Source organism: Minwuia sp. IMCC3009 (assembly GCF_029909415.1).
Taxonomy (GTDB): Bacteria; Pseudomonadota; Alphaproteobacteria; order Minwuiales; family Minwuiaceae; genus Minwuia.
Map to the genome: position 1 here is coordinate 2,012,769 of NZ_CP123781.1, position 18,283 is coordinate 2,031,051.

Annotated in this window: 17 protein-coding genes; 7 read left to right on the top strand and 10 right to left on the bottom strand. The window is 63.7% G+C overall.

Features of this window, described 5'->3' with window-relative positions:
- Position 1: 1 nt before the first annotated feature.
- Positions 2–547, top strand: a complete 546-nt coding sequence (locus QGV55_RS09425) for a carboxymuconolactone decarboxylase family protein (protein WP_281017069.1) — start codon at positions 2–4, stop codon at positions 545–547.
- Positions 548–551: 4 nt separating this feature from the next.
- Positions 552–1,460, top strand: coding sequence for a sigma-70 family RNA polymerase sigma factor (locus tag QGV55_RS09430; protein WP_281017068.1), 909 nt, complete (start codon positions 552–554; stop codon positions 1,458–1,460).
- Here QGV55_RS09430 and QGV55_RS09435 read toward each other — a convergent pair.
- From QGV55_RS09435 to QGV55_RS09480, 10 genes are all read right to left on the bottom strand, one after another.
- Positions 1,429–1,797 (bottom strand): hypothetical protein, encoded by a 369-nt coding sequence (locus tag QGV55_RS09435; RefSeq protein ID WP_281017067.1) that lies wholly within the window; start codon positions 1,795–1,797, stop codon positions 1,429–1,431. The genes QGV55_RS09430 and QGV55_RS09435 overlap by 32 nt on opposite strands.
- A gap of 95 nt (positions 1,798–1,892) precedes the next feature.
- Positions 1,893–2,606 carry a DUF4166 domain-containing protein gene (locus QGV55_RS09440; RefSeq protein ID WP_281017066.1) on the bottom strand — a complete coding sequence of 238 codons (714 nt, stop codon included), beginning with the start codon at positions 2,604–2,606 and terminating at the stop codon, positions 1,893–1,895.
- A 57-nt stretch (positions 2,607–2,663) separates the two neighbouring features.
- Positions 2,664–3,242: a MarR family transcriptional regulator gene (locus QGV55_RS09445; RefSeq protein WP_281017065.1), complete on the bottom strand. Its 579-nt coding sequence runs from the start codon at positions 3,240–3,242 to the stop codon at positions 2,664–2,666.
- Between the two features lie 140 nt (positions 3,243–3,382).
- Positions 3,383–3,820, bottom strand: a complete 438-nt coding sequence (locus QGV55_RS09450) for a PAS domain-containing protein (protein WP_281017064.1) — start codon at positions 3,818–3,820, stop codon at positions 3,383–3,385.
- Between the two features lie 485 nt (positions 3,821–4,305).
- Positions 4,306–5,853: a glutamine-hydrolyzing GMP synthase gene (guaA, locus tag QGV55_RS09455; protein ID WP_281017063.1), complete on the bottom strand. Its 1,548-nt coding sequence runs from the start codon at positions 5,851–5,853 to the stop codon at positions 4,306–4,308.
- Positions 5,854–5,920: 67 nt separating this feature from the next.
- Positions 5,921–6,406 carry a tetratricopeptide repeat protein gene (locus QGV55_RS09460; RefSeq protein WP_281017062.1) on the bottom strand — a complete coding sequence of 162 codons (486 nt, stop codon included), beginning with the start codon at positions 6,404–6,406 and terminating at the stop codon, positions 5,921–5,923.
- Positions 6,407–6,454: 48 nt separating this feature from the next.
- Positions 6,455–7,753, bottom strand: coding sequence for an RsmB/NOP family class I SAM-dependent RNA methyltransferase (locus QGV55_RS09465; protein ID WP_281017061.1), 1,299 nt, complete (start codon positions 7,751–7,753; stop codon positions 6,455–6,457).
- 18 nt (positions 7,754–7,771) lie between these two features.
- Positions 7,772–9,238, bottom strand: coding sequence for an IMP dehydrogenase (gene guaB, locus QGV55_RS09470; RefSeq protein WP_348637706.1), 1,467 nt, complete (start codon positions 9,236–9,238; stop codon positions 7,772–7,774).
- Between the two features lie 214 nt (positions 9,239–9,452).
- Positions 9,453–10,139: a transglutaminase family protein gene (locus QGV55_RS09475; protein WP_281017059.1), complete on the bottom strand. Its 687-nt coding sequence runs from the start codon at positions 10,137–10,139 to the stop codon at positions 9,453–9,455.
- Positions 10,140–10,196: 57 nt separating this feature from the next.
- Positions 10,197–11,714 (bottom strand): DHA2 family efflux MFS transporter permease subunit, encoded by a 1,518-nt coding sequence (locus QGV55_RS09480; protein ID WP_281017058.1) that lies wholly within the window; start codon positions 11,712–11,714, stop codon positions 10,197–10,199.
- Between the two features lie 153 nt (positions 11,715–11,867).
- Here QGV55_RS09480 and QGV55_RS09485 point away from each other — a divergent pair, with 153 nt between their 5' ends.
- The 5 genes from QGV55_RS09485 to QGV55_RS09505 all read left to right on the top strand — a co-directional run bounded on the left by QGV55_RS09485 (position 11,868) and on the right by QGV55_RS09505 (position 18,218).
- Positions 11,868–13,088: a hypothetical protein gene (locus QGV55_RS09485; protein ID WP_281017057.1), complete on the top strand. Its 1,221-nt coding sequence runs from the start codon at positions 11,868–11,870 to the stop codon at positions 13,086–13,088.
- Positions 13,085–13,744 carry an HAD family hydrolase gene (locus QGV55_RS09490; RefSeq protein WP_281017056.1) on the top strand — a complete coding sequence of 220 codons (660 nt, stop codon included), beginning with the start codon at positions 13,085–13,087 and terminating at the stop codon, positions 13,742–13,744. The genes QGV55_RS09485 and QGV55_RS09490 overlap by 4 nt, the downstream gene beginning before the upstream one ends.
- 60 nt (positions 13,745–13,804) lie before the next feature.
- On the top strand, positions 13,805–15,031 hold the full coding sequence (locus QGV55_RS09495) for a cytochrome P450 (protein ID WP_281017054.1): 1,227 nt from the start codon (positions 13,805–13,807) through the stop codon (positions 15,029–15,031).
- Positions 15,032–15,185: 154 nt separating this feature from the next.
- A complete protein-coding gene (locus tag QGV55_RS09500; RefSeq protein WP_281017053.1) occupies positions 15,186–15,743 on the top strand; it encodes a DUF2889 domain-containing protein in 558 nt (185 codons plus the stop codon).
- Between the two features lie 228 nt (positions 15,744–15,971).
- On the top strand, positions 15,972–18,218 hold the full coding sequence (locus QGV55_RS09505; protein WP_281017052.1) for a response regulator: 2,247 nt from the start codon (positions 15,972–15,974) through the stop codon (positions 18,216–18,218).
- The last annotated feature ends 65 nt before the right edge of the window (positions 18,219–18,283 follow it).

The following is an 18,283-nucleotide window of genomic DNA, read 5'->3' on the forward strand; positions in this document are numbered from 1 at the left end:
CATGCGCACTTTCCTCGCCCGGCGGGCACTGCGGGCCTTTGGCCGCCACTACGACTATGATGTCAGCTATCTGGAGTACCTGCTGAAGGTCAGCCCGCGCGGCTTCTTCGGCTTTCGTCCGGTCATGGCGCTGGCCCGCCACAGGGAAGCGGCACCGCGCGATGCGGCCTGTGCCGCGAAACTGGTTGGCGCGATGCATGAGGATTGCGGGCCCTGCCTGCAGATCACGACCGACATGGCGCGGGAGGCCGGGATGACGGACGACCAGATCGACGCGGTGCTGACCGGGGCAGAGGCACGCATGAGCGGCGCAACGGCCCTCGGGTATCGCTTCGCTGCGGCACTGGTCGGACGGACGCTCGAACTGGATGCCGCGCGGGAGGCCGTTCGGGCGGCCCATGGGGACCAGGCCATCGTCGATCTGACATTCGCGACACAGATCGGGCGCATCTTCCCGATGGTGAAGACCGGGCTTGGCTTCGGGCAGGCCTGTCAGCGTATCCAGCTCGGGTCACGGGTGGTCGACATGCACCGGAAAGCGGCCTGACCGGATGGACCGCAGCGCCCCCTCGTCGGCCACCTTCTCGGCGGCGCGACCGCGACTGCTGGGTCTGGCCTACCGCATGCTGGGCAGTCGCACGGACGCGGAGGATATCGTGCAGGACACCTGGCTGCGGTGGCAGGGCGCGGACACGCAGGCGCTGCGTGCGCCGCATGCCTGGCTGACCACCGTGGCCACGCGCCTGTGCCTGGACCGGCTGAAGAGCGCGCGGGCGCAGCGTGAACTCTATGTCGGGCCCTGGCTGCCGGAACCTGTGCCGGATGCGGAACAGATGTCGCCGGAGGCTGCAACGGCTCTGGCCGACGACCTCTCCTTCGCGCTGCTGCTGACGCTGGAACGGCTGTCACCGGCGGAGCGGGCGGCCTTCCTGCTGCACGACGTCTTCGACACGCCGTTCCCCGAAATCGCGCGTGCCCTGCAGCGGTCGGAGGCTGCCTGCCGCCAGCTCGCCAGCCGGGCCCGCAAGGCCGTACGGCAGGATCAGCCGAAGCAACCGGCAACGAACGAACAGCACCTGGCACTGCTGCAACGGTTTGTCAGTGCCACAGGCAACGGTGACGTGGCGGCTCTGACGGCCCTGCTGTCGGAAGATGCCATCGCCTATGCGGATGGTGGCGGCGTCCGTATCTCGGCACTGCGCCCGATCATGGGGCCGGACAGGATTGCCAGGTTCCACGTGGGCGTCACACGCAAGGCCATGGAACGCGGCGACAGCCTGGAATTCCGCCCCTTGATGGTGAACGGTCGGCCAGCCCTGCTGGTTCACCTGAACGGCGAACCGGACCAGATACTGGGTATCGAGGTGTCGGAGGGAGTGATCCGTCGGGTCTACAGCGTCCGGAACCCGGAAAAACTCCGGGCAGTCGTCAGTTCGCGACCTTCTGGCGGCGGTCGCTGACGAACTGCTTCTCGGCGTCGCGGGCGGCGGCGAAAGCGGGCTGCAGACGCTGGGCGAGCTGCACCCTGCCCTGCTCCATGGCCTGTTCCACCGCGGCAGCGATCTTGTCCGACAGGCGACGCATGTAAGGCTCTTTCTGCATCACGGTCCGCACACAGCGCCGCACGCGGACGGCGGAGACGATACGGTCGATCTGCCCCTCCTCCAGCGCGGCGATGATCCGCTCGGTGGTGACACTCTCGGCACCGTCCCCGTACTGGCGCACCAGATCATCCGCCTGCCAGCGCTCGGCATCGGTGAATTCGTCCAGATCCATCCGCGGAATGACACTCGCCATGATTTCGCCCTGCCCCCAAACAGCTCTTGTTTCACACGCAAGGTATGGGACGCTGGTAAACCGTCTGTAAACGCCAAAGTTCCCTTGATCGCCCTTCAGTTCACTGTCAGGGCCTGCGACGCCTCGCGCACCGAGGCCTCCCGGAAGGTTCCTTTCTGGAAGATCATGTCGCCAAGCAGCGGGTGGCGGAGCGACAGGACGAACGCAAACTGGCCGCTGCCCTGATCCACATGGCTGACGGTCAGTGCGCCGGGGGCCAGCTCTGCCGGTATCCGCAAGCGTCGTTTCCCCGCCTTCAGGAAGCAGTGATCACTGTGAAAGTACAGTGCCTTGTCGTCCGCGCTGACCCTGAGCGCGATGCCGAACCCGCAGCCGACATATTCCTCCAGCCCGGTCGGACCATCGAAACGCTTGCTGCTGTGGATGACCTGCGGGAACCCCTGCGCGCGACCGTACATGCGGGTCCAGAACTGGCCCTTCGAGGCCGCATCCTCTGTCACCGAGACGACAGCCGGGACCCCAAGAGCATCCGAGAGAGGCAGTGGCGCGCCGACCAGTCGGGCAACCTCGGCAACCAGTCGTCCCGCAAGATTTCGGCGGCTCTCCACGATACTGCCGACATAGGTGACCGCCTGACCGGGCTGGAGACGCTTGCTGAACCTGTCGCGCACAGCCTCCGGCAGCCGTGCCCACACCACGGCCCCGAGCAGGGCACGAAACCGCATATCGGGCAGCGTGGGTGCATGGTCATGATTCGCCTGGTCGCGCCGCGCATCGTGAACCGGGTAGCAATCGGGAGCCACGCTCATCTCACCCTCTCCTGTCCTTCGTCTCACCTGCACGGACCGAGGCCGGACCGACTCTGACTAATCTGAATCAGCCTTCCGTGCGGTCCTTCCCGCCCCCAGCAGGTTCGCGACCCGGCTGCCGAGCCGGATCAGCCGCATCAGAGTGCTGGGCGGCATGGTGATCATCTGCCCGAACCACGTATCAAGGGTCGTCATGAAGTCATTCAGTTCATGCAGGCGGTTGCGCGCGACCCTGCTGACTTTCGGATCGCCATCAGCCAATGCCAGCACCTGTCGCAATGAGGCGATGGCAGGGTCGATCTCGCGCTCCTTCCGGCCCTGCGCAATGCAGGTGAGGACCTGCCACAGATCCCCCTCGGCCTCGTAGTGGTCGCGCCGGTCACCAAAGACCGGGATACGCCGTATCAGCTTCCAGCCGATCAGCTCGCGAATGCTGTTCGAGACATTGGAACGCGCAAGTCCCAGTTGCTCCGAGATGTCCTCAGCCGTCATCGGACCATCGGCGAGAAACAGCAGCGCATGGATCTGGGCCACCGACCGGTTGACCCCCCACTGCCCGCCAAGATCGCCCCATTGCAGAACGAACTGCTCAACGGCCTTGGGGAGGTTTTTCGTATTTTCCGTTTTTTCTGTCATGACAGAAATATCGGAAACTGACGCATGACTGTCAAGGCACAAGACCCGAAGCGCAAGCACCTGAGGAACGGGAAGCTGTCGCCTGTCGCGTGCGAACGGCAGAAAAAAACGTGAACCGGGAGTGCTTCGAAAACGCGGGGCTATTCAGATTTCAACTTATCAACCAGGACTATGAATATCAAAAGATGGGTGACCTGACCGCTCTCATTGGCGAGTGGCAGGTTGATCTCGTCCAGTTTGCGAAAATCGCTGTGTGGTCCGATATACTCGATCGGGCTCCTGACCGGCCTGCCTGTTTGAACCGCTTCCCTGAGTTGCGTCATCAGCGGTCCGTCAGGTTCCACATGCGGCTGAGAGCTCAGAAACCGACCGGTATAATTCTCAAATAGTATCGACTTGATATTCTCACCTATCACGCGATATTCGAAATCTCGCCCGCCATCGACCACACCCAACAAAATCATGTTGGGCAGAAGCCCGGGTATATGCATTGGATTGAAATCAGATCGCAACGGCGTGGTTCGGCCCCGACAAATACTTCCCCAGTATGACAAACCTTGCTTGATGATTTCGTGCATTCTGGCCAATTCTTCCGCACTTAAAGAACACCATGGTCATAGTAACGGACTCAATCCAGCTCATATCTTATCTGACATTCGTCATCTGATCATCTGATCATTTGTCGGCGAGGTCATAGCCAAGGATCCCGTGGATCAATCCTGTCGCCTCGCCTGTTCGACCGGTCAGTTCCGTGGCGACAGGTTCTGAGTTCGCGATACCTCCGACCTTGCGGCAAGACCCCGATGATCTGCTTTTCCGTCAACCATGATCGCTTCATTCATCCGCCTCCTCTCGTCGACGGACCCTACCAGGACTTGGAGGCAATCCAGGGGAACGGATACTGACCGGCACCCGCGCCACCGGCGGAACCGACTGCGCGCAGGGCAAGGCCCGATCATGGAACGATCCGACTTTCCCGATGCGCCAGAGATGCAGACCTTCACGGTCCCTTCCCCTCAGCCGTCCGAATGAAGCGTGGCCGGAGCGGGACTGCGCAAGACCATCACTCCCATTCGATGGTGCCCGGCGGCTTCGAGGTCACGTCGTAGACGACACGGTTGACGCCGCGGACCTCGTTGATGATGCGGGTGGCGACGCGGCCCAGGAAATCGTGGGGGAACGGATAGAAATCGGCGGTCATGCCATCGGTGGAATTGACCGCGCGCAGGGCGAGGACACTCTCGTAGGTCCGCTCATCCCCCATCACGCCAACCGTCTTGACCGGCAGCAGCACGGAGAAGGCCTGCCAGATGTCGTCGTAGAACCCGGCCTTGCGGATCTCGTCGAGGTAGATCGCGTCGGCCTTGCGCAGGGTATCGGCCTTCTCCTTGGTGATCTCGCCGGGCAGCCGTATGGCGAGGCCGGGTCCGGGGAACGGGTGGCGACCGACGAAGATCTCCGGCAGGCCGAGTTCACGGCCCAGGACGCGAACCTCATCCTTGAACAGTTCACGCAGCGGCTCCACCAGCGACATGTTCATCCGCTCCGGCAGGCCGCCGACATTGTGGTGCGACTTGATGGTGACGCTCGGACCGCCCGCGAAGGAGACCGACTCGATGACATCGGGATAGAGCGTGCCCTGGGCCAGGAAATCGGCGCCGCCGATGGCCTTCGCCTCTTCCTCGAACACGTCGATGAACAGCTTGCCGATGATCTTGCGCTTGGTCTCCGGGTCGCTGACCCCGGCCAGCGCGCCCATGAACATGGGCTCCGCATTCTTGTGCACCAGCGGGATGTTGTAGTGGTCGCGGAACAGGCTGACGACCTCGTCCGCCTCCCCCATCCGCATCAGACCGGTATCGACGAAGACGCAGGTCAGCTGCTCCCCGATTGCCTGATGCACCAGTACGGCGGTGACGGCGGAATCGACACCACCGGAAAGACCGCAGATCACGCGCCCGTCGCCCACCTGCTCCCGAATGCGCCGGATGGAGTCGTCGCGGAAGGCTGCCATGGTCCAGTCGCCGGCACAGTTGCAGACGCCAAGGCAGAAATTCGCCAGCAGGCGGGCACCGTCGGGGGTATGCGCCACCTCCGGATGGAACTGCAGTCCGAAGATCTGCCGCGCCTCGTTGGCGATGGCGGCGATGGGGGCGTTGACGGAGCTTGCGACGACGCGGAAACCCGGCGGCAGCCTGGTGACATGGTCACCATGGCTCATCCAGACCCGATACTTGTGGCCTGTGGACCAGACGCCGTCGAACAGGGCGCAACCGTCCACGACCTCGATATCGGCGCGGCCGAATTCCTTTTCCTCGCTGGGCGAGACACCGCCGCCGAGCTGCTGTGCCAGCGTCTGCTGGCCATAGCATATGCCCAGGATCGGCAGACCGGCATCAAAGACGGCCTGGGGCGCACGCGGCGTGTGGTCAAAGGTAACGGAGGCGGGGCCGCCGGAAAGGATGATCCCCTTGGGCTGCAGTCGCGCCAGCCCTTCGGTGGTCTTGTCGAAAGGCACGATCTCGCAGAATACCCCGGCCTCTCGCACACGCCGTGCGATCAGCTGGGTCACCTGGGAGCCGAAATCGACGATCAGAACGCTGTCAGTCATGGCCACCCGATACGCGGATGGCCATGACTTGTCCAGCGGGCAGAGAGGTCACGGAAAAACCGTGGTCTCAGGAACCCTTTACCCGGGCCACCGCATTCTTCAGCGAGGTATATTCGGCGCAGCCGAAGGTGCAGATCGAATCGAGCGCAGCCAGATGCTTCTCCGCCTCGGCCATGTTGCCGATCTCCAGATAGGCCTGACCGATATACTCGTGCGCACCCTTGTGCTCCGGATCGATGTCCAGGGCCGTGCGGTAGGACGAGAGGGCGTCGAGATAATTGCCGCTCTTGCGATAGGCATAGCCGAGATAGTTGAAGGCGTCCGCGTTCCCCGGGTCCTTGGCCGTGGCCAGTTCCAGGTTGGTGATCGCCGTCTTCCAGTCCTGAGCCTCCACCGCGGCGACACCGCGGTCATAGGCAGCATTCGAGGGCTTTGCCTTGCTGCTGGAGGAATCGTCGCTGGAACTTGATCCCATGGCCGAAACCGCAACCGGTGTCAGGGCAAGCGCACCCATGGTGAGGGCCACCGCAACGCCGCGCGTAAACTTCGACATCATTAAACTCCTTCACGTGGTTTGATCGTGACCGGGCTGCTGCAGACACTACCGGATATCGCTGCGCAGGACAGCCGCAAAAAAGCCGTCCACGCCGTGACAATACGGTGACAGCCGCAGTTCCCCTGCCTCTGTAACAGCCCCTTCGGGCAGTGATACTCCGGCCTTTTCAGCCATATCCCGGCAATCGACACGCACAAGATGCGGAAGCTGTCGCATCAGTTCTGTGATCACGCTCTCATTCTCGGCACGCAGGATGGAGCAGGTGACGTAGATCAGCAGGCCGCCCGGCTGCAGCAACGTGGCGGCACGTCCGGCAATCTGTATCTGGCGCACCTGATGCTGCTCCAGTCGCGCCGCGTCCAGGCGCCAGCGCTGTTCCGGCTGGCGACGCCAGGTGCCGCTGCCGGAGCACGGCGCATCGACGAGGACGCGATCCATGCGTCCGACCAGTTCCTGCGGCAGGTCGCCCTCCGGATCGATCCGTCGGCTCTGCACATTGCGCAGTCCGGCACGGGTTGCCCTGGCCCGCAGCCGCTCCAGCCGGCGCACGTCCACGTCCAGCGCATGCAGCTCGCCGCGGTTCTCCATGCGCGCGCCCATAGCCAGGGTCTTGCCCCCTGCCCCGGCACAGAAGTCAGCAACCTGCTGGCCCGGCTCCACCCCGACCAGCGCGGAGACGAGCTGACTGCCCGCATCCTGAATCTCGATGGTGCCGTCGCCCAGCAGTGGATGCGCATTCAGGTTCGGCCGTCCTGCCAGCCGGACCGCCGTTCCGGTCCAGCCCCACGCCGTGGCACCGATGCCATCGGTTTCCAGACGCGCCAGGACCGTGTCCCGGTCCGACTTCTGGCTGTTCACCCGGATATCGACGGCAGCCACGTCCTGGAGCTGCGCCAGCAGTTCCTGCTCCACGCCCTCTCCGTAGGTCTCCGTCAGGTCCGCCAGCAGATGCGCAGGGAAACCGGCACGGTCCGGCAGGGGCGCTTCGGCAGCATCCTGCGTCCGGGCCAGGTCCAGGGCCGTGGTCTCGTCCGCCGTGGGCGGAACCGGTCCATGGGCCGTGGATTCAGCGGGCAGCGCAGCGGCGTCTTCTTCAAGCAACAGGGAAAGAAATACCCGCAAGCGATTGGTGATTGGCAGATTTCCCTGCACCAGACGCCAGTCAATCAGCCCGCGCTGGCGCAGCACCGTGAACACGATCTGGCCAACAGCGCGACGGTCACCGGACCCCGCGTAGCGCCGCTTCCGGAAATAGTCGCGCATGATCCAGTCGGCGGCCGGTGCCTCGGTCTCGATCCGGTCAAGCAGTTCGATGGCGGCCTGAAGTCTGGCGGCGGGGGTCACGTCCCGGTGCCGACGCGATCAGTGTCCGCCGCCATAGTTGGGAGCCTCCCGGCTGATCTCCACGTCATGGACATGGCTCTCCCGCAGGCCTGCGTTGGTGATGCGCAGGAACTCGCAGCTCCGGTGCATGGTCGGGATGTCGACGCAACCGGTATAGCCCATGGCCGCCCGCAGGCCGCCGACGAGCTGGTGCACCACCTGGCTGACCGCACCCTTGTAGCCGATGCGCCCCTCGATTCCTTCCGGGACCAGCTTCAGTTCGTTCTTCACGTCTTCCTGGAAGTAGCGGTCGGCGGAACCACGCGCCATGGCGCCGAGCGAGCCCATGCCGCGATAGGACTTGTAGGACCGGCCCTGATACAGGAACACCTCGCCCGGCGACTCGTCGGTGCCGGCCAGCAGGGAGCCGATCATGGCGCAGGACGCGCCTGCGGCGATTGCCTTCGCCAGGTCACCTGAGAACTTCACGCCACCGTCCGCGATCACCGGGATCCCGGCATCCCGACAGACACTGACCGCATCCATGATGGCGGTGAGCTGCGGCACGCCCACACCGGCAACGACCCGCGTCGTGCAGATGGACCCCGGACCGATACCGACCTTCACGGCGTCGGCCCCGGCATCGACCAGGGCGCGGGCACCGTCGGCGGTGGCGACATTGCCGGCCAGCACCTGGGTGTAGTTCGAGCGCTTCTTGATCTCCGACACGGCCTCCAGCACCCGCAGGCTGTGGCCATGCGCAGTATCGACGACGACCAGATCGACACCGGCCTCGATCAGTGCCTCGGTGCGACGCAGCCCCTCCGGCCCCACGCCGGTGGCTGCCGCGACCCGCAGGCGCCCCTGGGCGTCCTTCGAGGCATGCGGGTGCGATTCCGCCTTCTCGATATCCTTCACGGTGACGAGACCGACACAGCGATAGTCCTCGTCCACCACCAGCAGTTTCTCGATGCGATGCTGATGCAGCAGCCGCTTCGCCTCTTCACGGTTCACGCCGCTGTCCTGAACCACCACCAGGCCTTCCCGCGTCATCAGTTCGGAAACCGGCTGGCGCTTGTCGGTGGCGAAACGGACGTCTCGGTTGGTGATGATGCCCACCAGACGCCGGGTCTTGCGTTCCACGACGGGAATGCCGGAGATCGACCGGGTATTCATCAGCGCCAGCGCATTGGCCAGCGGCTCGTCAGGGAAGATTGTGACCGGATTGACGACCATGCCGGATTCGTAGCGCTTGACCTTGCGCACCTCCTCCGCCTGTTCCTCGACCGTGAAATTCTTGTGGATGACGCCGATACCGCCCAGCCGCGCCATGGCAATCGCCATGGGGGCCTCCGTCACCGTGTCCATGGCGGCAGACAGGACGGGCACGCCAAGCGCGATTTCCCGCGTCAGGTTGGTGGCGGTGCTGACCTCCCCCGGCAGAACACCGGATTCGCGCGGGGCGAGCAGGACATCATCGAAGGTGAGGGCTTCACGGATCGTGATCACGTCGGAACTCCTATGGCAGCTCCGTCAGCGACGGAAACGGAGTAGCCCAACAGGCGCGAGACCGGAGAAAATTCCGTTCGCGGCAAACGCGGGCTGGATTGATTGTTGTGCGACTTATGCCATCAGTCAGGCTTTGCAACCAGTTCCGCGACTCACGAAATCCCCGGACCAAGCGCCGCAGTCCCGGACCGTCGAACCAACCCCTTGGAAATCAGGCGTTCTCCGCCTCCGCCTCGGCCGCGAAATCACCGTCGATCGCGGTCCCGTCATCAAACATGTAGGGGTAGAACTCGCGAAAGCAGTCGCGAATCTCCTCAAAGGGCATGTCATTGCGATGCCCGCGCTCCTGCACATACTCCATGTGCCGGTCGCCATCCGCTGTAAACGGATGGAAGACGGAATCGTTCTCACCGTCGAAGTCGAGCGGCATGATCCGGAACTTGTCGCAAAGTTCGATATTGAACGCCGGTGTCGCCTTCACCCACTTGCCGTCGATGAACAGCTCCGTGAAGCCGTGATAGTAGAAGACATCGGTGCCCATCTGGTCGCTCATGCGCTTCGTGGAGACATGATTGCGCACATCGGCAAATCCCAGCCGCGCCGGAATGCCCTGCCCCCGCGCCGCCGCGGCCAGCAGACCGGCCTTGGTGATGCAGAAACCGCTGTTGCGCTCCAGACAGGCACTGGCGCGGAAATGATCCTGCGTCATGCGCACGCCATAGGGGTCGTAATAGAAGTCATCACGAACGGCGTAATAGAGCTTGATCGCCTTCGCCTTCGGGTCCGTCTCCAATCCCACCACCTTCCTGGCGAAGGCAACGATTCCCGGATGATCGGAATCGATCAGGTCGGTCGGCTGCAGACATTCGGCAATGTCGGCTTCGCTCCGGTCGTTCATGCTTTATCTCCCCTGAAACGTGAATTGATGATCCAGCGTACGATCTCCGGCGTCAACTCAGCGATTCCCTTCCCACCGCACCATCCAGAGGAATGGAATGACGGCGAGTGAGACAACGCCGAACAGCCAGAAAGCGTTCAGATACCCGATCATCGATGACTGCCGCCCGATCTCGCCGGCGAAAGCGGCCACCCCCTGCAGACTGTCCAGATTCCAGGCCCCCGCCGAGGATGGATACTGGAAGTTCTCGTTGAAGGGCGAGGCATGGGTCGTCAGGTCGGAATAGTTGATGTTGCTGGTCCGGATGACGACGGCAATGCTGATGGAAATGAACAGGCTGGAGCCGAAATTGCGGATCAGGTGAAAGACCGCACTGCCCTCCCCCGCGTCCCGGGGATGAAGTGTGGCAAAGGCAATCTGTGTCGTCGGCACCCAGGTCATGCCCACTCCGAAGCCCTGCAGCATGCTGGTCCAGGCCACGTCGAAGGCCGTCAGGTTGATGTTGAAGCCTGCGATATAGAGACCGGCAATGCCCTGCATCAGAAAGCCGAGGGTCATCCAGCGTCTGGGGTCATATTTCGACAGCCAGACCATGGCCGTGAAGGCGATCAGCGTGCCGACACCGCGCATCGCCAGAAGCCAGCCGATGTCGGTGTCCGGAAAGCCGCGCAGGTGCTGCAGCAGCGGCGGAAACAGCACCATCGGCGTGAAGTTCAGCATGCCGAAGATCAGGATGAACAGCATCCCGAAGGCATAGTTCCGGTCCTTGAACAGCTTGAAGTTCAGGAACGGCTTGTCCGCTGTCAGGCTGTGGACGATGAAGATGTAGAACGCCAGTGCGGCCAGGCCGAGTTCCAGCATGATCTCCATGGACTCGAACCAGTCCTCCCGCTCGCCGCGGTCCAGCATCAGCTGGGTTGCGGCCACGGCAATCGACAGGCTGATGAACCCGGTCCAGTCGAGACGGATCCGGCCCGGCGTGGCCAGATCGCGGACGATCACCAGGATACCGGCAAAGGCCAGCACGGCGCAGGGCACGATCATGAAGAAGACCCAGCGCCAGCCATATTCCTCAGACAGGTAACCGCCGAGGGTCGGCGCGATGATCGGCCCCATCACCACGCCCATGCCGAAGATCGACATGACGCTCGCCTGCTTGTCCTTGGTGAAGGCCTGCAGGACAATGGACTGGCTGGTCGGCACCATGGGTGCGCCGCACAGGCCCTGAAACACGCGATAGATCACGATTTCTGTCAGTGACGACGCCATGCCACAGAGCATCGTCGAGATCGCGAAGCCCGCCACCGAGTACATCATGACCTTGCGCTGGCCCAGCCGCGCGATCAGCCAGCCGGTCAGCGGCGTCATCACCGCCGTCGCCACGATGTTGAAGGTCACGACCCAGGCAATCTGGTCCTGCGTCGCGCCGAACTCCCCCTGCATCTTCGGCAGGGCGACATTGGCGATCGTCACCGTCATGGCGTAGAGCATCGTCGACATGGTCAGTGTCCCGACCAGCAGCGCCTGCGCCATTGTCGTCTGTGGTGGTGCGACGACTGAGGGGGTGACACTCATGCTCGGGGCAGCTCCTGATGCAGCGCGGGAAGGCCAGGACCGCCGACCGGGAAGCGCCTGCCCTGCGGCGGGAATGGTGGTTGACCGAATGACGCTTCTCGTCATCCTCTGGCTGTGAGGCCATCGTCGTCAGAAAGGGTTTCGGGCGCAACCATGTCCAGAACAGACCAGCACCACGGAATTGTGGGGGCAGCGCGGCGCGTCCTGATCGCACTGTCCACGGCCCTGATCGCCGCTGTGCCGTCTGCAGGGACGGCCGACGCCGCCGATTGCCGGGAGGTGCATCTGACCGATGCGAGCACCGGTGCGGTGCTGCGCGGCATCGAGGACCTGGCATGGCACGCCCCCAGCAAGCGGATCCTGCTGTCCGCCCATGATCGCTGGGCCGACGGGGATGCGGACGAACCGGTCGCCAACGGCATCTATGCCATCTCGTTCCCGCGCCTGAAGCGGGAATTCATCGAGGTCTCGCGCCCGATTGACCTGCCGGTTCCGAACCTCACCGAACTCTTTCAGGAGGATCAGGTCCTGCACCCGCACGGGTTCGCGCTGTGGGAACCGGAACTGCCGAAGGCGGGCTTTCTGGACCAGCGCATCGGCAAGCAGACCGGGCGCCTGATGGTGATCAACCATCGCGAGATGGGAACCGCGCGGCGCGATGACGGCACGGCCGGAACCTCGATCGAGGTCTTCTTCGTCGCCCCGAATGGCGCGCTGGATCATGAAGGCACCTATTCGCATCCAGACATATGCGCCGCCAATGACCTGGACGCCCTGGACGGGAACACCGCCATCGTCAGTCTGGATCGCGGCGCCTGTGGCGGGATCGGCGCCTTCTTCGAACTGCTGCTGGGACAGGAGCGTTCGAAGATCGCCATGGTCGATCTCACACGCGCCGACGCGCCGGAGATCCTTGATGACCGTCTGGCATTCGCGAACGGCGTCCTTGTCGACCAAGGCGAGAAACCGACTGTCTATGTGGCGGAGACGCAGGCCGACCGGATCAGGGCCTACGAACTGATCGACGGGCGCCTGAAACGACCGGCCAGGACCATTCCCGTGCCCGGCGGACCGGACAACCTGGACATGGATGTGGACGGAAACCTGCTGACCGCCGTGCATCCCGACACGATGGACCTGTATTTCTACATGCGGAAGTGGCCGTTCTTCAGCAGTGCGCCGACACGGCTGATCTCCCTCGACCCGGACAGGCCGGACAGCTGCACCCTGTTGCATGATGACCCGGACGGCGACCCGGTCAGCGGCGCCACCGGGGTTCTGCGGATCGATGGCATGCTGATTGCCGGGTCTGTCACCGATGATGGCCTGCTGCTCTGCCGCGCGCCCGCGAAGCCGGCAGCCTGCGCGGAATGAGCCACCTCGTCATCTTCGACTGCGACGGTGTCCTGGTGGACAGCGAGCGCCCGGCAAACCGGCTGCTCACCCGCTATCTCAACGACCATGGCGTCGCGATAGAGGTCGAGGAGACGGAGGCGACGTTCGTCGGCCTGTCGCTGAGCAGTTGCGCGGAGCTTGTGCTTGAAAGATTTGGCGTCCGGCTGCCCGACAGCTTCGTCAGCGACATCCGGACCGGCACCGCCGAGGTGCTGGCGCGGGAAGTGAAGGCCATTCCCGGTGTGCGCGGCGCGGTGGAGCGGATCACGGCCCTGACCTGCGTCGCATCCTCCGGCGAGGTGAGCAAGATGACCCTCACCCTCGGCACGACCGGGATCATCGATCTGTTCGCCGGACGACTGTTCTCCGCCACCATGGTGAAACGCGGCAAGCCCGCGCCCGACCTCTTCCTGCATGCCGCCCGCGAGATGAATGTCGATCCGCGCGCCTGCGTCGTCGTGGAGGACAGCCCCTTCGGCCTGCAGGCGGCGCGCGCGGCGGGCATGCGGGCGCTGGGCTTCACCGGCGGCAGTCACCGTGATCACGATCGTGACCGGCAGATGCTGCTGGATGCGGGTGCGGAGGGGGTTTTTCAGCACATGGATGACTTGCCGGAACTGGTGGTTCGCGTTTAACCTTCCCGGATAAATGAACGGCGGTCATCAATTCTGCCGACATTGCCCGGGAGGCACAGCATGAACGAACAGACACCGGTCGCCGACGCACCGCTCTTCAACCCGTTCTCGCCGGAGTTCCTGCGCAATCCCTACCCGTCATTCGAGTTGCTGCGCGAAAACCAGCCGCTGATGAAGACGCCCCTGGGATTCTGGGTCGCATCCCGCTACGCCGACGTGCAGATGATCCTGAAGGACCGCCGCTTCGGGAAGGGTTTCGACGAGCGCATGAAGATGCGTAACGGTGACGATGTCTTCGACAATCCGGTCTACGCCAACATGCGCACATGGATGCTGGTCCAGGACCCGCCGGACCACAGCCGCCTGCGCGGCCTCGTCTCCAAGGCCTTCACGGCACGCCGCATCGACGGATTGCGTCCCCAGATCCAGACGCTTGTCGATGAGTTGCTGGACCGGGCGGCACCGCGCGGCCGGATGGACTTCATCCGGGACTTTGCCTATCCGCTGCCGGTGAACGTGATCTGCGACATGCTCGGCATCCCGCCGGAGGATCGCAGCCACTTCGAGTTCGGTTCCAAGATCTCCGGGCGGCTGATCGACCCGACCCCGGTCAGCGCAGAGGAACTGCAGGAGATCGGCGACGGCTTTTCGCGGCAGGAGGCCTATTTCCGCGACCTGTTCTCCCGCCGCCGCGCCGAACCGCAGGACGATCTGACGACGGTCCTGGTGCAGGCGGAGGAAGCCGGCGAACGGCTGACGGAGGCGGAACTGGTCGGAAACGTGATCCTGCTGTTCGGCGCCGGGCACGAAACGACCGTCAACCTGCTGGGCAACGGGCTCCTCGCCCTGCTGCAGAACCCGGACGAGTACGCCAAGCTGCGTGACAATCCCGATCTGGTGCCGGGCGCGATCGAGGAGATGCTGCGCTTCGATTCCTCCGTGCAGATGACCGGCCGCACCGCGATGGAAGATGTCGAGGTCAATGGCGTCACCATTCCGAAGGGCGACCACATCATCAATCTGCTGGGGTCGGCCAATCGCGACGGCGCCGCGTTCGACGCACCGGAAAGCTTCCGCGTTGACCGCAAGGATGTGCGACCGATGTCCTTCGGTGGCGGCATTCACTTCTGCCTCGGCGCCCAGCTTGCGCGGGTGGAAGCCGATATCGCATTCCGCAGCCTGCTGGCGCGACTGCCCGATCTGCGGCTGGAGAAGCCCGACGAGCCGGACTGGCGTCCGACATTCACCTTGCGGGGCCTGACCTCCCTGCCGATCGCCTGGGGCTGACGGCCAGCCGGTCCCGGGCTGCCGCGATCTTCCTGCCCGGACCCGCGGATCGGGACACGGGAGATACCCGCCATTCGTGAACCGGTCTGGACCTGTGCCATTTCACTGGTATCTTCCGCCGTCGCCCGCTTAGTGCAATTGCTGGAGAACCATGATGGCCCTGTCCGAACCGGCCCAACGCGCCCACCGCCATACGCGCAAGATCGAGATCTGCGGATATGAGAGGGAAGATGGCTTGTGGGACATGGAAGGCATGATCTCCGACCACAAGCCGGTGCCCTACGGGAACATGATGGAACGGCGCGACGACGGCATGGTTCACAAGATGTGGCTGCGCCTGACCGTCGATGAGGACATGATGATCCATGCCGCCGAGGCCTGGTCGGAAATCACGCCCTACAGCATGTGCAAGGAAGTCGCGCCGAACTTCGCCGCGCTTGCCGGCCTGCGGATCGGACCGGGCTTCAACAGGAAGGCCCGCGAGAGGGTCGGCGGCACCGCGGGCTGCACCCATATCGTCGAACTGCTGCCACAGATGGCCACGGCCACCATGCAGACCATCTGGCCGATCAAGAACATGGGCGGCAAGAAAGCTGACGGGCGCCCCGGAATCCTGAACACCTGCCACGCCTGGGCAGACTACAGCCCCGTGGTGAAGGAGAAGTTCCCGGATTACTACGTGGAACCGAAAGCGGGCAAGATCGACGCCTGATCCCGGACGCCAACGCCGGAGAAATGAAGTATCAGACTACCCCTTTCACTCATCTGATGCGATTGGTACTGTGATCGCACGGTTCTTGCATCGACGCCAGGGTTAACAGTTGAGATGCTGGATCGGTAACGATTTGGCACATCTTTTCATGTCACCTTCGCGTTTTGGAGTCGGGGAGTGTCAGACATAGGTTCCGGACGGCGGGCAGGACGGATTGGCCAGGGGTGGTTGCGTTACGCAGCGCCGCTGATTGCCATTGCCGGTGTTGCTGCTGTCGTTCTGATCTTCAATGCCGACCTTTTCGCGGGCGAAGGCAAGATCGCCATCGGCCCCAAGTCCGTCAGCGCCCTCGTCATCATCATTGTCCTGATCGTCGGTGTCCTGATCGAGGATGCGCGGCGTAAGTACATGCGGCTCAACAGCCAGAACCATCGCATGACGGAGATGGCGGACCGCCTGTCTGAGACGGTCGAACTGCTCAACGACATGAACTCCACCCTCCGCGCCAACGAGGAACGCTATCGCGGCCTGGTCGAGACCCAGCATGACCTGATCGTGCGACTGGACTCCCGCGGCCGCCTGAGCTTCGCCAATGAAGCACTCGGCCGGACCCTGGGGATCAGCAACGAAGACGCCATCGGCAAGCCCCTGACGGTCAATGTGGCCGTCGAGGAGGGATCGCAGCCCTTCGACCTGCAACGCATCAGCATCCCCCCCTACCGCGCCAGCTACGACCAGCGTGTCCTGACCAGCAACGGCTGGCGCTGGATTGCCTGGGAAGATGTGGCGCTGCGCGACCCGGACGGACGCATCACCGAGATCCAGCGGGTCGGGCGCGACATCACGGACCGCAAGGAGACGGAGCGGGAGCTCGGCGTAGCCCGCGACGAGGCGGAGGCCGCGAACCGCGCCAAGTCCGGCTTCCTGGCCACCATGAGCCACGAGATCCGCACCCCGATGAACGGTGTTCTGGGCATGACCAGCCTGCTGCTCGATACCGAACTGACGGCAGAACAGAAGAATTACGCCGATGCGGTTCAGGAATCCGGCCAGTCGCTGCTGACCCTGATCAACGACATTCTCGACTTCTCCAAGATCGAAGCCGGCTATCTGGAGTTCGAGAGCATTGATGTCGATATTGCCGGACTGTGCGAGAAGATCGCCGAACTGCTGGCGCCCCGGGCGTTCGAGCGCGGCATCGAGGTCATGGCCATGGCCGACCCGGACATTCCGCGGCACCTGATCGGTGACCCGGGCCGTCTGCGCCAGGCCATCGTCAACCTGGCTGGCAACGCCGTGAAATTCACCCACGAAGGCGGCGTCGTGATTGCGCTGCGCCTCTTGCAGGACCGGCCCGATTCCGCGGCCATCCGCGTGGAGATCATCGACAGCGGCATCGGCATCCCCGAAGACAAGCAGGCACAGTTGTTCGAGGAATTCACGCAGGTCGATTCCTCGGTCTCCCGGCGTTACGGCGGTACCGGCCTGGGTCTGGCGATCACCCGGCGTATCGTCGAGAAGATGGGCGGCGAGATCGGCCTGATCAGCGAAAAGGAAAAGGGCAGCACCTTCTGGTTCGAGATCGAACTGAAGAAGGCCAAGGGCGGCACTTCCCCCCGCGCCGAAGCGCGTCTGGACCAGAAACGCATTCTGGTGGCTGAAGCCAATCGTATCGCCCGCTGGGCGCTGGCCGATCAACTGACCGACGGCGGCGCGATTGCGAAGCGCACCTCCAGCGGCGGGCAGGCACTGGAACTGCTGCGCGCCGCGGCTGCCAAGGGCACACCCTACGATTCCGTCCTCTTCGACGGGTCGCTGGAAGACGTTCCCGCGACAGAATTCATCGAACAGCTGCGGGCGGACCCCAAGCTCGCATCGACGCGCGCCATTGTCATGCTGCCGGTCAGTCGCCGCGCCGAGAACGAACCGCTGAAGAATGCCGGTTTCGATGGCTATCTGACGAAGCCGATCCGCCGCCGCTCTCTCTACCGTCTGCTGACACCTGAACTGGAAGTGGACGATCAGGTCGATGTGAATGACGACGACGATGATGCCGCCAGGCCGGTCAGGGCCGCCAGTTCCGGTCCGCTGCGGATCCTGCTGGCGGAGGACAACGAGATCAATCAGATGCTCGCTCTCGCCCTGCTGGGCAAGAACGGCCACAAGGTGACCGCGGTCGAGAACGGCGCGGAGGCCGAGATCGCGGTTCGTGACAATGACTTCGACCTGGTGCTGATGGATATTCACATGCCTGAAGTCGATGGTCTGGAAGCCACCCGTCGCATCAGGGCACTGGATGGCAACAAGCTCGATATCCCGATCATCGCCCTGACCGCCAACGCGATGGCAGAGGACAAGCAGATGTGCCTCGACGCCGGCATGGACGACTATCTGGCCAAGCCGATCAACGAGGCGGAACTGAACGCGGCCATGGAACACTGGCGGGCCGGACGCAGTGCCGGTCCGCGCACCTGACGTCCCCTGCCCGGCAGCATGCAAGGACGCCCGGTGACCGGGGATGCTTGCATGCCCCCCGACTT

Bases quoted from the DNA above. Each gene is read 5' to 3' on its own strand.
- guaA (WP_281017063.1), bottom strand. From the start codon at position 5,853: ATGACTGACAGCGTTCTGATCGTCGATTTCGGCTCCCAGGTGACCCAG.
- QGV55_RS09480 (WP_281017058.1), bottom strand. From the start codon at position 11,714: ATGAGTGTCACCCCCTCAGTCGTCGCACCACCACAGACGACAATGGCG.
- QGV55_RS09450 (WP_281017064.1), bottom strand. From the start codon at position 3,820: ATGCACGAAATCATCAAGCAAGGTTTGTCATACTGGGGAAGTATTTGT.
- QGV55_RS09440 (WP_281017066.1), bottom strand. From the start codon at position 2,606: ATGAGCGTGGCTCCCGATTGCTACCCGGTTCACGATGCGCGGCGCGAC.
- QGV55_RS09490 (WP_281017056.1), top strand. From the start codon at position 13,085: ATGAGCCACCTCGTCATCTTCGACTGCGACGGTGTCCTGGTGGACAGC.
- QGV55_RS09435 (WP_281017067.1), bottom strand. From the start codon at position 1,797: ATGGCGAGTGTCATTCCGCGGATGGATCTGGACGAATTCACCGATGCC.
- QGV55_RS09475 (WP_281017059.1), bottom strand. From the start codon at position 10,139: ATGAACGACCGGAGCGAAGCCGACATTGCCGAATGTCTGCAGCCGACC.
- QGV55_RS09485 (WP_281017057.1), top strand. From the start codon at position 11,868: ATGTCCAGAACAGACCAGCACCACGGAATTGTGGGGGCAGCGCGGCGC.
- QGV55_RS09495 (WP_281017054.1), top strand. From the start codon at position 13,805: ATGAACGAACAGACACCGGTCGCCGACGCACCGCTCTTCAACCCGTTC.
- QGV55_RS09445 (WP_281017065.1), bottom strand. From the start codon at position 3,242: ATGACAGAAAAAACGGAAAATACGAAAAACCTCCCCAAGGCCGTTGAG.
- QGV55_RS09500 (WP_281017053.1), top strand. From the start codon at position 15,186: ATGGCCCTGTCCGAACCGGCCCAACGCGCCCACCGCCATACGCGCAAG.
- QGV55_RS09460 (WP_281017062.1), bottom strand. From the start codon at position 6,406: ATGTCGAAGTTTACGCGCGGCGTTGCGGTGGCCCTCACCATGGGTGCG.
- QGV55_RS09425 (WP_281017069.1), top strand. From the start codon at position 2: ATGCGCACTTTCCTCGCCCGGCGGGCACTGCGGGCCTTTGGCCGCCAC.
- QGV55_RS09430 (WP_281017068.1), top strand. From the start codon at position 552: ATGGACCGCAGCGCCCCCTCGTCGGCCACCTTCTCGGCGGCGCGACCG.